This window comes from Paenibacillus sp. S02 (assembly GCF_019454065.1).
In the GTDB taxonomy this organism is placed as follows: domain Bacteria; phylum Bacillota; class Bacilli; order Paenibacillales; family Paenibacillaceae; genus Paenibacillus; species Paenibacillus polymyxa_B.
On record NZ_CP073682.1, the window covers coordinates 634,990 to 646,970 of the forward strand.

Consider the following 11,981-nt stretch of genomic DNA (forward strand, 5'->3'; position numbering starts at 1 on the left):
AAACTTTGGGATATACGGACGGTACAGTGAAATCCGGCTGGATATGGGGAGGAAATAACGATGAAGCTGATTCAACGTATAAAGGAAGGCGCTAATCGCGCAACAGAAAAGGCGCAGCATGCTGTCGAGATTAGTAAGATCAATTCACAAATTACAACGATTCAGCAGGAAATGGATGTTCATTTCTTACGAATGGGTCAGATCTTTTACGAAGGTTACCGCGCATCCGACATGTCGGTGGCAGAAACCGAGATGACACAGCTATCCACTGCATGTGATGAGCTTCAGGATGAAATTGACGAGCTGCGCAGTAGAATTGCAGAATTGAAAAACGCTCATTTATGCACCTGTGGAGCGGTTGTACCACTGGATGCCAACTTTTGTCCCAAATGCGGACGCAAGCTGAATGAAGGGCAGACTGCCTCCAAGCAAGTGGCTGCTGTACGTGAAGAGGTGCCAACGGACGTCTATTCTTTTGATCTGCGCAAGCCAGAGGTAGTGAAGGATGCTGCGCCTGCTTACACGGAGTATGCAGAACATGAAGTAGTCGATCGGCATGAACAGGAACAGGATGAGCGGTATGAAACACAGGAACCCGCGGGACTAGACCGCGATTACACAGTGTCTGATTTTACACCGGAAGAAAAAGCGGCATTCGACGAAGAGTGGGAGCGTCGTCGTCAGGAAGAGCTGGAGAAAGAACACCGCCGCCTTGAAGAACTGGCACGTGAGCGTGAGCGTCAGGAAGAGCTGGACGAGCGAATCCGATATTGGAAGGCCAACAACTCTGGGGCCGAGAAGTCGGCAACGCCGTCTGCACAAGTACGTGAAAATGTAAAATGCCAAATCTGTACTGCAGAACTACCAAAAGGGTCCAAGTGGTGCCCGCGTTGCGGAGCTGAACAGATTTGACGCAGCCGAACAGGCTGCTGCAGGACACAGACATAACGCCGGGCAGCATAGGGGGAACAGAACATATGGAGCGTTTGCTGCATCATCTGCGGAATCTGGGTTTTACGGAAATGGAAGCCAAGGTTATGGTTGAGCTTTCGAGGCAAAATGCGGCTTCCGGCTATGAAGTGGCTAAGCGTCTGGGCGCATCGCGCTCCAACGTGTACGCGGCTTTGCAGCGTTTGGCCGGGCAGGGTTACCTCAGAGCTAGTGCTGGAGAGCCTGTACGTTACAGCATGCTGCCACCGGGTGAACTGACCCGGATGATCGAAGGACAAATGCAGGAGTCCTTACGTGCGGTGGAGAAGGAAATGCCACGAACAGAACCAACCAAGCCGACCTTTTATAATGCGGAAGGCGATCGGAAGGTGCTGGAAAGTCTGACACGTGAGTTGGAACGGGCAGAGCATGAGATTGTGCTGGATTTATGGCGTGAGGAAGCTGAGCTGCTACGGGCAGAGTTGGAGAAAGCCGAAAGTCGGGGTGTGCGTCTGCTCTGGTCCTGCGATAATGAAGAAAGCATGATGGGACCGTGGTTACCGCGTGTGTCTGGTACAGACGGACAGGAACCGGCAGGGCGCAAGTTTTCTTTTGTTATTGATCGGCGTTGGTGCATGCTGGGTATGCGGGGAGAGAATTGCCCGACACAGGCGCTTATTACCGAGCATCCGGTAATGACAGGTCTGCTGCTTAATCATTTTGCTCAGGATCTTATTCTGTATGAGCTGGAGCATGATATGGGCAGAGAGCTGTCGACCCGGTATGGCTGGCGGTATGAAGGCATTATCGGCAAATATATGTCAGCTGGAGAATAGCTAAAGATTACCGGGTAGGAAGTTCCATCAGTGCCCGGCATATAGATGTAATATAGCCCGCCTTATGAGGCACGAATTGATCCGATGTAATCAGGCGGCGGGTTTTTTCTGGGTTCGGCCCCGACGTAATGCCATGGGCTTCGATAAAGGGAATACGGCCTTCAAAAAGGGCCAGTGCTTGGTCAAGATCTGCTTCGTACAGTCCGGCTACTTCTTCTTGCTGGAGGTGATAAGCTTCCAATGGCTGGTTTGATAGCAGTCCAAACACCGAGCTAACCTCCCGATCCCAAAAAGAGGTGCCTTGTGCGGTACCTTTGCTTTCATACCGAACGGTCATCAGCGGTGTTAATGAGGTAAAGGGAACATGAATACCCAGTTCTTCCTCCAGCTCACGAGCCGCCTGAGACATATCTTCGCCTGCCGTCAAGTGACCGGCTGCTGTAATATCGTAGCATCCGGGGAAGGTGTCCTTCGTATCCTGACGCTGTTGGAACAGCAAGCGACGGCCTGTCGAAGTGTCTCGTGCTAGCCAGCAGTGAAAGGTATGGTGCCAGTATCCCTTGGCATGTGCGTCTTGTCGCGAGGCTGTGCCAAGAGAGTTGTCTTCATCATCGTAGATATCTAGAAGCTCGCTAGTCATCGTGGTTCCTCCTATAGTAAGCAGAAATCAAAGGTCTACTTTACAGTATAACGTGTTTTCTGACCTGACGATATGAAGGCGGGTGTGGAATGTAGAGTGGCATTTGGGGTATGCTGGGAACATAAGGATTTGTAATATCACATAGGTTTACGATTGAAAGGAGCGATTTCACATGGAATGTATAGTACATTTTCGAGTCATGCATCCGGAGGAACCCAAGGAACTGCGCGGGTTGATTATGCTGGAAAGCGGAGGCAAGCCGGGGATTGATCAGATCACGGATATGTTCAAAAATATGGGCTATGATGTCCGCCCAGACAATCCGGAGGAATTGATTTTTAAACCAGTCGATGTCAGAGCCAATTATACATATATCCGGGTTATTGAGCTGGATACAGGTGAGGAAGTCTACCAGGAAGACAGGGATTTGCGCGCGATTTTGGAAAATTTGCTGAATAAACGTTAAACGTTAAAGATCAGGAGAACTAATCGATGGAATGAGATAAAGTGATCCTGTCGCCATTCATAGGAACGGAGAACCAATAATGAGATTGTATATTATCCGACACGCAGACCCCGATTACCCCAACAACACCATCACGCCGGAGGGGCATTTGGAAGCCCAGGCACTGGCCAAACGGCTTTCCAGTCACGGACTGGATCGAATTTATGCCTCTCCTTTGGGGCGGGCTTTGGATACGATGCGCTACACCGCCGATTCTCTGGGTATGACTCATGAAGTGGAACACTGGACACAGGAGCTGGCTCTAAAGCTGGAGGAAACTCCATACGGCCGTCTTTCCCATTGGGATTTGCCAGGTGAAGTGATCCGTTCCGAAATGCCCCTGCCGACTCATGACTCTTGGCAGGAGATTTCCTATTATCAGGGAACGCAAAGTCCCGAAACCTTCGAGCGGCTGAAGCTTCATTCCGATGAATTCCTGAAACGGCAAGGCTTTGAGCGGGTGAAGGGAAGGTACCGGATTCTGAAGCACACCGAAGATCAGGTGGCCGTGTTTTGTCATGGCGGCTTCGGGCTGACCTGGCTTGCTCATCTGTTGGAGCTGCCATTGGCCTTGGTCTGGTCCGGTTTTTGGATGCCGCCTAGCTCCGTAACCACGATCTTGTTTGATGAGCGCTCTCAGGAATGGGCAGTTCCCCGTTGCATCGGCTTCGGTGATGTTTCCCATCTGTACGCTGAGGGCTTGCCCGTCAGACCCCGTGGCATTATCACCAATTTCAACTAATCAGATCTTCTATACCATACTAAAACGGCTTAAGACGGTGTACCGTCTTAAGCCGTTTGTTGTAGTCATATAGGTGTGGGTTGAGTCAGCGTGCTTCGACGTACCCTTCCAGCTTGGAAGTGCAATGTGCGCAACGGGTAGCGGCTACAGGAATTTCGGATAGGCAATGTGGACATTCCTTAATCGTTTTTTCCTGAGGAGGTTTTTCTTCCTCTTTGCGTTTCAGCATGTTAATCCCTTTGACCAGCATGAACACACAGAAGGCCACGATCAGGAAGTCCAGCAGGACGTTAATGAACTGACCATAGGCGAGGACTGCAATCCCTGCTTCTTTGGCTTGTGCCAAAGTCATGCGTGTACCGTCAGCATTTAAAGGATCGGCAGCTCGTAAAGCTACATACAAGTCTGGAAAATTCATGCCGCCCAGAAGTTTACCAATCGGAGGCATAATAATATCGTTTACCACAGAAGTGACAATCTTGCCAAACGCTCCACCGATGATAACACCGACCGCGAGGTCAATCACGTTACCCCGTACAGCGAATTCTTTAAATTCTTTTATAATACCTTTTCCGCTCATGTGAGTGCTCACCTTCTTTACATAAAATCATTTATCTATAATACATGCTATGTCAATTGAGGGCAATTCCCAATTGATGTATTACTCTTTGTCACAAAATCACATGTTCATTTGTCTTCTATATGTAAACCAATAATGGAGGCGATGTATCGTGAGTTTAAGATTCAATCACAGAGCAGTGAGTCCTAGCACATTCAAGGCAATGATGGAGATGGAAAAATATATTTCCGGTCGTTTTACAGACAAAGTATTGTACGAACTACTGAAAATTAGAGTATCCCAAATCAATGGATGTTCCTATTGTCTGGATATGCATGCGAAGGATTTGCTCAAGCTGGGGGATTATGCTGACCACATTTTGCAGCTAGCCTTATGGCGGGAGGTTCCTTTGTTCACGGAAAAAGAACGTGTTATGCTTGAATTAGCTGAAGCGGTCACTCGCATCTCTGAACAAGGGGTATCTACGGATTTGTACAATAGGGTCAGAGAACATTTTACAGAGGAAGAATACGTAGATTTGATTACCGCGGTTAACGTGATTAACAGTTGGAACCGGATTGCAATTGCAACGGGAATGTATCCGGGCATTCTTTAATGAACAGGGGGCTATGCTTTGTCTGGCAAAGAACACAGAATTGAACAAGAATCGGTGGATTTAAATCTGGAGGAGCTGTATCAAAGATATCGCAAATATTCTTTTGCCATTGCTTATCGCATGCTTGGAACGGTTACGGATGCCGAGGATGTAGTTCAAGACTGCTTTGTCGAGCTGAAGAATAAGCCCCTGGATGATATACACAATCCCAAAGCCTATGTAGCCAAAATGACGATGAATCGGTGTCTGAATCTGCTGAACTCTGCGCGCAAGCAAAGAGAGACATATGTAGGACAGTGGCTGCCGGAGCCTTTGGGTGAAAGCGCAGATCTCCCTGCGGATTGGTTAGAGCGTAAAGACATGATATCTTACGCATTTCTGGTTTTGCTGGAGCAGCTAAAGCCGATAGAGCGGGCTGTTTTTGTGCTGAGGGAAGCTTTTCAATATGATTACAAAGATATTGCGGAATTGCTGGGGAAGACTGAGAGCAACTGTCGTCAGTTGTTTAGTCGCTCCCGTCGTATTCTATCTTCAGGAGAATCTGCTCTTGAGGCTCAGTCCAGTCGTAATATGAATAACTCATCCCGAATAAAACTACTAGAACGTTTTACAACCGCCTTTCTTGCCTACGATGTGACTGCTATGCTGGAACTACTGGCTGAACAACCTGTATTCGTGTCAGATGGAGGAGGTAATGTGCATACGGTGATGAGACCGATGGTTGTACGCAAAGGCGTTCTTGCCCTGTTGACTTCACGTCGGGTATTAACCGTTTTACGAGAAAGAGATGTGTTTCACACCGTCATCAATGGCGAGGTCCAGCTGGCATTTCTGGAAGATGGAAAAGTGAGAGAAACCTTATGTCTCAGACTGACACCGGACGGGGAGCATATTCAGAGTTTTTATTTAATGGTCAACCCAGATAAGCTGCGATACATTCATATAGGACAGAAGAAGCGAACATGCGATAAAAAGTAATCATCGAAACAGCAAAAACCTTGAATCCTGCTAAGGATCAAGGTTTTTTGTTGTTTTCACAACTGCCGGGCTTGATGAAGAGCCAGATCGCCTACCCAGGGAAGCTTGAGCCACTTGCCTTGTCCCGCGCGAATTAACAGGATGACCCACAATACAAGGCCTGCCAGCGTTAGCAGGGAAGCGAGCAGAGGACCGAGCAGCGGAATGAATCCAACAAGCACATGCCCGATCATGAGGGTGACAAACAAAAATATGGATTGCAGTGCGTGAAATAATACAAATCGACTTTTCTTTTCCAGCATGACAAAGGCCAGTGCGCCAATAAATGCGAACAGATAGCACAGGACAGCTGCTATATTTTCATCCAATCCCGTGGAAGACTTATAGACTGACATGTCAGGCAAATCCCCCTTTATAAGTTATCCGTACTATACAAGCTATGAGGACAGGAATTAAAGATATACCCGAAACGCCAGAAAAAGTTCAATCAGGGAATGTGTATAAAAACACGAAAAAGACTGAACGAAAAGGATTCGCTCAGTCATTCACAGGGTTATACACAGTTTTTGCACATGTTGTACGCATTTTATCCACTAAACCCTACTACTTGTCCACAAAATAAACATAGGTTATGCACAAATTGTGCACAAACTGTAGACAATATAGCGATTAAGCCCACTTTGCACACAGATTGTCCACAAAATATCAACAGATTGGTATTAACCGTGGATAAGTTGTCTTATTTAGCGGTCTCCGCGTTGTAAACGACGGCGTGGATGTGTGATTTTACCCTTTTTATCCTCGTCGTCCTCTTTGGGGATAAGTCGTTCATCAGTACGTCCTTCATGATGGTTATCAAAGGCATATTCGGTCATTTTCCACTCGGAAGTACCCAGAACAACATCAGCGGGAAAATGCTGACCTCTGTGCAAATGCTGCTCATGTCCATCCTCATCAATATAAACACCATCCACTTCTACCTTTTCTCCTGTTAGCGGGAGCAAATCCTTCCCTTTGTGTTCCATAGGTATCCCCTCCGTCTGACTTTATTCTTCGTTAATTTGTCCGGACGGAAGGTCTTTTATCCACAAGCTGATGCAAAATATCCTCGGCAATCTGGTCTGCGGGATGAGGTTTGCGAAGCAACTCAATCGCCTGCGTCATCTCCTCGGCAAGAGAGGGGGTGGAAATCAGGTCGAGACAATGCTGAATCAGCTCCTCTGTAGTGCGAGCAATACGGGCAGCTCCTTTTTGCTGCAAATACAGAGCATTATTTAGCTCCTGACCGGGTACGGGCTTGAACACAAGAATAGGCAAACCGGATGCGATGCTTTCCGAAAGTGTAATGCCGCCGGGCTTCGTAATCACCAGATTGCTCGCACGCATAAGTGCTGGAACAAAGTCCACGAATCCATAGGTGTAAATGTCCGGGTGGTCTGCATACAGCGCATCCAATTCTGCTTTCAGTTGCTGGTTACGTCCGCAGACGATCAGTAGCCGCAACTGAGGAAGCTGGCTTAATTGCCGACAGATATCCAGTATGCCGGATAGCACACCATAGGCGCCAGCCATAATGAGTAGCGTCGTAGTCTCAGACTGTAGTGATGGAATTACCTGTTCCTGAACGGGAACTTCGTCGGCAGACATGTTATAAAAAGAAGCGTGAATCGGAATACCCGTAGCGATAATGCGTTCGATAGGTATTCCCCGCTGGGCGGCTTCCTGCTGTATATCCTCAGTGGCTACATAGTAGCGGTCAATATCGGGATGCAGCCAGCGCCCATGCAGATCGAAATCTGTAACCACGTTGACAATAGGCAAATTCATTCCCATTTTGCGGCGTAACGCCGGGAGCACGAGCTGCGGGAACGTATGTATCACGAGATCCGGCAACTCCTTTTTCAGAGTGAGCGTAAGTTGACGCATTCCAAATGAATGCAACACATGGCCGAAGGCCGATTTAGCCTGCATACCGCGTGTGATGTTATAGACCCAGCCGTAAAGCTGAGGAATGGTTTTGAAGCTTTGCATATATACAAATTTGGTCAGACCATTCAACCAGGGATGAGATTCAGCCATCAGGTCGAGAAGTTGTACCTCGCAGCGTCCGAGTCTTTGCAAACTGTCCATAATTGCCCGAGCGGCCTGCACATGGCCTTCCCCGTAACTGGCGTACAATATTAGAATTTTTGGTGGTGAGACTTCCATGATTGTTTAGCCTCCTATATTCAATAAGCACATGAAGCTCATTTCAGGAACGTTCCAAGTTGAGGGAGGATACGGCTGGCAAAACGTAGTGCTCCAGCAGTGTTCGCGGATTTTTCCAACGGCTCACCTTGCTGTCTGCTGTAAATACCGCGACTGCGTTCGCTTCTGGCACAAGATAAATTTGCTGTCCTCCATGTCCGTGCGCACACGCGTAGTTAATGCCGTGGAGTCGTCCTGTCCACCATTGGAATCCGTAATCTCCGAATTCTGGATACCCTTCAACCTGTCGCTGTGTCGCCTGATGCAGCCAATCGGCCGGAATCAATTCTTTTCCGTTCCAGCTGCCTTGATGAAGGCAGCAATCGCCGAATTTAGCCATGTCACGCGATGTCAGATATAGCCCGATGTGTCCCATGGTGTAGCCCTCTGGATCTTGTGCCCAACCACTTCTTCCAAAACCTAAGGGTTCGAACAGATGCTGGAGAGCGTATGTATAGGCGTCAATCCCACAGCATTGGGTCAGCAGCACGGACAACAGGTGAGAATCAACACTACGATATTGGAATACACCGAGTTGATCCTCCTGTACAGGTAAACGCAGGGCAAAGGACGGCCAGCTTTTGCTGCGATGAAAACGGTGGATAAAAGCTTCTCCGAGCTTTTTGCCCGTCTGCCAATACAAGCCGGATGTCATGGTCAACAGATGGCGAATCGTAATCTGCTCTAGCAGTGTTTCCTTCCGCCTAGGTAAATACTCAGACAACAGCTTATGCACAGCCGTCTCTGGCCCGGGCATATCACCGCGGGCCATAGCTATGCCGATGAGCGTGGAAGTGAAGCTTTTGGTCGCAGATCGCAAATCGTTCAGAGAGCTTACTTCATGCCCGTTATAATAGCGTTCCCAGATCAGTTTGCCGTGGCGCAGCAGCAGGAAGCTGTGCATTTTAGGAAACTTGGCTTGGATTTCACGGTCTGCCTGATCAAGTAGGGAGACATTGATGCCCTCCTCTTCACAAGTTCCTATCTTCAGGGCAGACATACGGGCAACAGGTGCAGTGAACAGCGGAGCATAGCGGCTCATCCTTTTCCCTCCTTGTTATGTTTATTTATTTTACCCCAAACACATACACTCCAAAAACCGATAAATAAGGTATACCCTCCTGTGCAACAGCTGATTGATACCCCAAATGACATGATGCGTAAAAGATAGGTAAAATCAATGTAAATTTACTGGAAAGCTGAAAGCTGTATCTGAATATGTTATAATGGGGTAGTGATTCAGCCAAAAGAAAATCGGTTAATAATAGTGTCAGGTACATGCCTTGTATAAGGCGTTCCCGACCTAAGCTGCAATTAGACATACTACTTCACTGCATAAGGACATCAATACTTTTCGGCATTCTCTTCAACGGAGCACTTATTTTCAACGTTTTGGGAGGGAGTTACATGGCAACGAAAGGTCACAATGAAGTTAAGGAAAGTCTGCGGGAAATGACTCGAATTTTCCGGCCTAAGGATCCCAAAAAATTTGTAAAGGAATATGTGCGAAAATACCGGATTACAGGAGGGTATGAGGAAGAGTTGACCATGGTGGTGGAAAACGAACTCGGTCGCATAAATTCTTCAGTATCTTAAAGGGTTCGATTACCCGAAAAACTAGAAATACGACTTTTATAAACCGTCTATCCACAGAGGAGACGGTTTTTTTGTGTCCGCCCTGCATACAATGGGATAGGTTTATTGAATTTGTATGCTCAAAGGAGGCGGATTCCAATAGAGATAGCGATACGAACACCGGAGGAAATCGGCTACATGAGGGAGGCCGGACGTATTTTGGCAGATTGCCATCGTGCGCTGGAAAGTCGTATTCTTCCGGGAATCACAACGCTTGAAATCGATGCTTGGGTGGAGCAGTTTTTAAGCAAGCGTGGAGCCACGCCTGAACAAAAGGGCTATAAAGGTTTCCCTTATGCCACCTGCGCTTCGGTCAACGAGGTAGTATGTCACGGTTTTCCCTCGGAGCGGGTGCTTCATGATGGGGATATTGTGACCATCGACATTGTGGTTAACAAAGATGGTTGGCTGGCTGACCGAGGATGGACCTATGCGGTAGGTAACATTAGCCGCCCGGTAGCACGACTGTTGCGGCAGACCCATAGGGCATTGGTACGCGGTATCGAGGTTGCCCGCCCGGGGAGGACGTTGGGGGATATCGGGCATGCTGTGGAAAAAGCAGCAGGCTGGCGGCGGTTCGGCAACGTCAAGCCTCTGATCGGGCATGGCATTGGCCGCCAAATGCATGAGCCGCCAGAGGTTCTGCACTACGGTCGTCCCAAAACGGGATTACCACTGCGCGAAGGGATGGTGATTACCATTGAGCCGGTATTTACCCTCGGAACCGAGGGGGCCGTGCTCTGGGGGGACGATGGCTGGACCATCAGCACAGCAGACGGCAGTTGGGGAGCTCAATACGAGCACACGATTGCGATTACAAAGAACGGCCCTTATATTTTGACCTCGTAAAAGATAGTTGTGCCATAGGGAGTCAATGTGCGGGTCGTTTGCATAAGGCTCTCTAGGTAAGTTTTTTCAGGATGATACATTCATCGTGCTTGTAGAGATTTTTCGGTAAAGCAACAGATAAATCCCCAGCTCGACAGGGGAGGAAACAGCCATCACAATTCCCGCCACGTTGCCGTCCAGTCCTGGAAAAAAGCAGATACACAGAATAAGCGCGAGAATTGCAAAGCTTACAGAAAACAGCCTACCGATAAAGATAGGTTTGGTATTGCCGATTAATATTGACCTTCCAATAAAATATTCCACCCAAGGATAAAATGCGACATAGACAGCCAGTATGCGAAGCAATCCTCTGGTTTCTAGCAACAGTTCTCCTTCCAATCCCAATACATTCCGTAACACAGGATCGCCAGCAAATCCGAAGGAAAGTAACAGTAGTAGCAGCGGCGATAGGATAGACAAAAAGCTCAAAAATATCAGCACTTCCCTGCGCTTGGACGTATAAAATTGAATCACAATTTGATGCAAAGAGCTGCAAAACCAGACAAATAGATTTAGGATTTGCAGTGCTACAGAAAAGGATGCCACGGCCAAAAGTGGATCAGTTGTATTGTTCAGCGCAGCTTGGATGGAAGGATTCAGGATAACCAGCACCAGCGCCGAATATAGCAAAGGAAGATAAAAAGGTAGGAGATGCTTCGCATGATGGATGGTTTGCTCCGCGTTGTCAGGAGGCAGCTTTCTTTTGAGAACCCGGCCTTCTAAAAAAGTAACGACCAGCTCTATGAGGATACCTGCAATAAAAATGGCGGCACCGACTCGTCCGTCATTCGTCCAGCCAGCATGGATCAAAAACCAGGAAGCAATTAGCATCACGATAATACGTATGGACGAGCTGAATGTCATCCATGCCGTTCGGTGCTTGTTAATAATAAGTCCCTGATATATGTTACGGACAGCTACTAATATGTATAGTAAAGTAAGAACCTGAAATACGTTCTTGGTGGGTTCGATCAATACTGGGGACACACCAAATACATATTGAAAGACCAGATTGCCTACGGGCGTCAACCCGATACTCCAGCCTATGATCAATACAGTCACCGCCACGAACGTACATAAAATACCAATAGAATGAACGGACTTGCGATCATAACCGAATTTCGTGGTCATCTGCCGTACTGCGGTTAACGGAGTTTCCAACAGTAGGCACAGGCTGACGGCAACCGCATAGCTGCTTAATGTAAACGAAGGATGTTCCGAACGAGCAAGCACAGCATTGACGATGACATGTGTTAGTGCAGCAATTAATGACGAAATGCCAAGCGGCACATAAAATGAAACAATTTTATTCAAGTCGAATCCTCCAGTAATGAACGAGTAGTGTAGTGAACGGTTATCCTATCCAACTTCACTAAACAATGAATATTCTTATTATAGATCAAGA

At 47.8% G+C, this 11,981-nt stretch carries 15 protein-coding genes; 8 read left to right on the plus strand and 7 right to left on the minus strand.

What is annotated here, in order from left to right; all coding sequences use genetic code 11:
* The first annotated feature begins 60 nt into the window (after positions 1 to 60).
* Together KAI36_RS02840 and KAI36_RS02845 are read left to right on the plus strand one after the other, a co-directional pair.
* A complete protein-coding gene (locus KAI36_RS02840; RefSeq protein WP_220026878.1) occupies positions 61 to 912 on the plus strand; it encodes a zinc ribbon domain-containing protein in 852 nt (283 codons plus the stop codon).
* Positions 913 to 977: 65 nt separating this feature from the next.
* A complete protein-coding gene (locus KAI36_RS02845; protein ID WP_220028034.1) occupies positions 978 to 1,766 on the plus strand; it encodes a TrmB family transcriptional regulator in 789 nt (262 codons plus the stop codon).
* A gap of 7 nt (positions 1,767 to 1,773) precedes the next feature.
* On the opposite strand, the gene KAI36_RS02850 is transcribed toward KAI36_RS02845, so the two are convergent.
* Positions 1,774 to 2,406, minus strand: a complete 633-nt coding sequence (locus KAI36_RS02850) for an NUDIX hydrolase (protein ID WP_220026879.1) — start codon at positions 2,404 to 2,406, stop codon at positions 1,774 to 1,776.
* Between the two features lie 172 nt (positions 2,407 to 2,578).
* Between KAI36_RS02850 and KAI36_RS02855 the strand changes: the two genes are divergently transcribed.
* Positions 2,579 to 2,872, plus strand: a complete 294-nt coding sequence (locus KAI36_RS02855; protein WP_023986824.1) for a hypothetical protein — start codon at positions 2,579 to 2,581, stop codon at positions 2,870 to 2,872.
* Between the two features lie 79 nt (positions 2,873 to 2,951).
* Entirely contained in the window at positions 2,952 to 3,653 is a 702-nt protein-coding gene (locus KAI36_RS02860) for a histidine phosphatase family protein (protein ID WP_220026880.1), read from the plus strand.
* An 85-nt stretch (positions 3,654 to 3,738) separates the two neighbouring features.
* On the opposite strand, the gene mscL is transcribed toward KAI36_RS02860, so the two are convergent.
* A complete protein-coding gene (mscL, locus tag KAI36_RS02865; RefSeq protein ID WP_023986826.1) occupies positions 3,739 to 4,233 on the minus strand; it encodes a large conductance mechanosensitive channel protein MscL in 495 nt (164 codons plus the stop codon).
* Positions 4,234 to 4,384: 151 nt separating this feature from the next.
* Here mscL and KAI36_RS02870 point away from each other — a divergent pair, with 151 nt between their 5' ends.
* Positions 4,385 to 4,828 carry a carboxymuconolactone decarboxylase family protein gene (locus tag KAI36_RS02870; protein WP_025719800.1) on the plus strand — a complete coding sequence of 148 codons (444 nt, stop codon included), beginning with the start codon at positions 4,385 to 4,387 and terminating at the stop codon, positions 4,826 to 4,828.
* 18 nt (positions 4,829 to 4,846) lie between these two features.
* Positions 4,847 to 5,806, plus strand: coding sequence for a sigma-70 family RNA polymerase sigma factor (locus KAI36_RS02875; protein ID WP_220026881.1), 960 nt, complete (start codon positions 4,847 to 4,849; stop codon positions 5,804 to 5,806).
* Positions 5,807 to 5,862: 56 nt separating this feature from the next.
* On the opposite strand, the gene KAI36_RS02880 is transcribed toward KAI36_RS02875, so the two are convergent.
* The 4 genes from KAI36_RS02880 to KAI36_RS02895 form a co-directional block, all read right to left on the minus strand.
* Positions 5,863 to 6,201, minus strand: coding sequence for a DUF4870 domain-containing protein (locus KAI36_RS02880; protein WP_023986829.1), 339 nt, complete (start codon positions 6,199 to 6,201; stop codon positions 5,863 to 5,865).
* A gap of 348 nt (positions 6,202 to 6,549) precedes the next feature.
* The gene (locus tag KAI36_RS02885) at positions 6,550 to 6,831 is read right to left on the minus strand and encodes a hypothetical protein (protein ID WP_023986830.1); all 282 of its coding nucleotides are present in this window, start codon (positions 6,829 to 6,831) and stop codon (positions 6,550 to 6,552) included.
* Positions 6,832 to 6,862: 31 nt separating this feature from the next.
* Positions 6,863 to 8,014 carry an MGDG synthase family glycosyltransferase gene (locus KAI36_RS02890; RefSeq protein WP_220026882.1) on the minus strand — a complete coding sequence of 384 codons (1,152 nt, stop codon included), beginning with the start codon at positions 8,012 to 8,014 and terminating at the stop codon, positions 6,863 to 6,865.
* Positions 8,015 to 8,057: 43 nt separating this feature from the next.
* Positions 8,058 to 9,095 (minus strand): serine hydrolase domain-containing protein, encoded by a 1,038-nt coding sequence (locus KAI36_RS02895; RefSeq protein WP_220026883.1) that lies wholly within the window; start codon positions 9,093 to 9,095, stop codon positions 8,058 to 8,060.
* A gap of 365 nt (positions 9,096 to 9,460) precedes the next feature.
* Between KAI36_RS02895 and KAI36_RS02900 the strand changes: the two genes are divergently transcribed.
* On the plus strand, positions 9,461 to 9,649 hold the full coding sequence (locus tag KAI36_RS02900) for a hypothetical protein (RefSeq protein ID WP_007428354.1): 189 nt from the start codon (positions 9,461 to 9,463) through the stop codon (positions 9,647 to 9,649).
* A gap of 105 nt (positions 9,650 to 9,754) precedes the next feature.
* A complete protein-coding gene (gene map / locus KAI36_RS02905; RefSeq protein ID WP_081327425.1) occupies positions 9,755 to 10,537 on the plus strand; it encodes a type I methionyl aminopeptidase in 783 nt (260 codons plus the stop codon).
* A gap of 66 nt (positions 10,538 to 10,603) precedes the next feature.
* On the opposite strand, the gene KAI36_RS02910 is transcribed toward map, so the two are convergent.
* Entirely contained in the window at positions 10,604 to 11,890 is a 1,287-nt protein-coding gene (locus KAI36_RS02910; protein WP_220026884.1) for a hypothetical protein, read from the minus strand.
* Between the last annotated feature and the right edge of the window lie 91 nt (positions 11,891 to 11,981).

Bases quoted from the DNA above. Each gene is read 5' to 3' on its own strand.
- KAI36_RS02895 (WP_220026883.1), bottom strand. From the start codon at position 9,095: ATGAGCCGCTATGCTCCGCTGTTCACTGCACCTGTTGCCCGTATGTCT.
- KAI36_RS02850 (WP_220026879.1), bottom strand. From the start codon at position 2,406: ATGACTAGCGAGCTTCTAGATATCTACGATGATGAAGACAACTCTCTT.
- mscL (WP_023986826.1), bottom strand. From the start codon at position 4,233: ATGAGCGGAAAAGGTATTATAAAAGAATTTAAAGAATTCGCTGTACGG.
- KAI36_RS02880 (WP_023986829.1), bottom strand. From the start codon at position 6,201: ATGTCAGTCTATAAGTCTTCCACGGGATTGGATGAAAATATAGCAGCT.
- KAI36_RS02900 (WP_007428354.1), top strand. From the start codon at position 9,461: ATGGCAACGAAAGGTCACAATGAAGTTAAGGAAAGTCTGCGGGAAATG.
- KAI36_RS02845 (WP_220028034.1), top strand. From the start codon at position 978: ATGGAGCGTTTGCTGCATCATCTGCGGAATCTGGGTTTTACGGAAATG.
- KAI36_RS02855 (WP_023986824.1), top strand. From the start codon at position 2,579: ATGGAATGTATAGTACATTTTCGAGTCATGCATCCGGAGGAACCCAAG.
- KAI36_RS02840 (WP_220026878.1), top strand. From the start codon at position 61: ATGAAGCTGATTCAACGTATAAAGGAAGGCGCTAATCGCGCAACAGAA.
- KAI36_RS02890 (WP_220026882.1), bottom strand. From the start codon at position 8,014: ATGGAAGTCTCACCACCAAAAATTCTAATATTGTACGCCAGTTACGGG.
- KAI36_RS02885 (WP_023986830.1), bottom strand. From the start codon at position 6,831: ATGGAACACAAAGGGAAGGATTTGCTCCCGCTAACAGGAGAAAAGGTA.
- KAI36_RS02860 (WP_220026880.1), top strand. From the start codon at position 2,952: ATGAGATTGTATATTATCCGACACGCAGACCCCGATTACCCCAACAAC.